Origin of the sequence: Actinomadura sp. 6N118, from assembly GCF_044326415.1 — a bacterium.
Lineage (GTDB): Bacteria > Actinomycetota > Actinomycetes > Streptosporangiales > Streptosporangiaceae > Spirillospora.
This window is the reverse complement of the sequence record NZ_JBIRAZ010000069.1, coordinates 1-1,285: the sequence shown is the minus strand read 5'-3', so window position 1 is coordinate 1,285 and position 1,285 is coordinate 1. Positions and strand designations below refer to the sequence as shown.

Here is a 1,285-nt window from a genome sequence, read left to right as displayed (position 1 = left end):
TCGTTCAGGCCCAGCGCGGTGGCGGTCTCGTCGCGGTGCAGGGTGTTGACATCCAGCCGGTAGTGCAGGTCCTTGACCAGCGCGCGGGCGGTGCGGGTGGTGTGCTTGATCACCAGCTTGGTCCGCGGTGACAGCGTGCGGTCCGGGGTCATCCAGCACACCATCGCGTCCAGGTCCTGGGCGACCTCGGGCCGGTTGTGCGGCCGGGCGATCATGTCACCACGGGAGATGTCGATGTCGTCGGCCAGCCGCAGCGTCACCGACATCGGCGCGTACGCCTCGGCGACCGGGCCGCCCGGGCCGTCGATGCCGGTGATGGTGGTGGTCAGCCCGGACGGCAGATGCACCACCTCGTCGCCGGGTTTGAGCACCCCGCCGGCGACCTGGCCTGCGTAGCCGCGGTAGTCGTGCAGGTCGGGGTCGGTGGACTTGTGCGGGCGGATCACATACTGCACCGGGAACCGCACGTCGATCAGGTTGCGGTCCGAGGCGATGTGCACGTGCTCCAGGTGGTGCAGCAGCGATGATCCTTCGTACCAGCCCATGTTGGGTGAGCGGTCGACCACGTTGTCGCCGTGCAGCGCCGAGATCGGGATGAAGGTCAGGTCGGTGACGGCCAGCTTGGAGGCGAACGCGGTGAACTCGTCGGTGATCTGCTCGTAGACGGCCTGGTCGTAGCCGACCAGGTCCATCTTGTTGACCGCCACCACCAGGTGCGGCACCTTCAGCAACGTGGTGAGGAAGGCGTGCCGCCGCGACTGCTCCAGGATGCCCTTGCGGGCGTCCACCAGGATGATGGCCAGGTCGGCGGTGGACGCGCCGGTGACCATGTTGCGGGTGTACTGAATGTGGCCCGGGGTGTCGGCGATGATGAACTTACGCCGCGGCGTGGCGAAATAGCGGTAGGCGACATCGATGGTGATGCCCTGCTCCCGCTCGGCCCGCAACCCATCGGTCAACAACGCCAGATTGGTGTAGTCCTCACCACGGTCGGCGCTGGTACGCTCCACCGCCTCCAGCTGATCCTCAAAAATCGACTTGGAGTCATACAGCAACCGGCCGATCAACGTCGACTTGCCGTCATCGACACTGCCGGCGGTGGCGAACCGCAGAATGTCCATCTGCTTGGAAGGCTGCTGGGTCGTACCGGCCATTAGAAGTAGCCCTCCTTCTTGCGGTCCTCCATCGCGGCCTCACTGGCCCGGTCATCAGCGCGGGTCTGGCCGCGCTCGGTGATCCGGGTCGCCGCGATCTCCTCGATCACCTCATCCAGCGTGCCCGCGGC

The 1,285-nt window shown here is 66.5% G+C and carries 1 protein-coding gene and 1 pseudogene; both read right to left on the bottom strand.

Annotated features, from left to right (window positions below; genetic code table 11):
* On the bottom strand, positions 1 to 1,121 hold a 1,121-nt coding region (locus tag ACH34W_RS55375), incomplete at its 3' end, for a sulfate adenylyltransferase subunit 1 (RefSeq protein ID WP_395969352.1).
* A gap of 32 nt (positions 1,122 to 1,153) precedes the next feature.
* Positions 1,154 to 1,285, bottom strand: a pseudogene (locus ACH34W_RS55370) (sulfate adenylyltransferase small subunit); the annotation flags it as partial.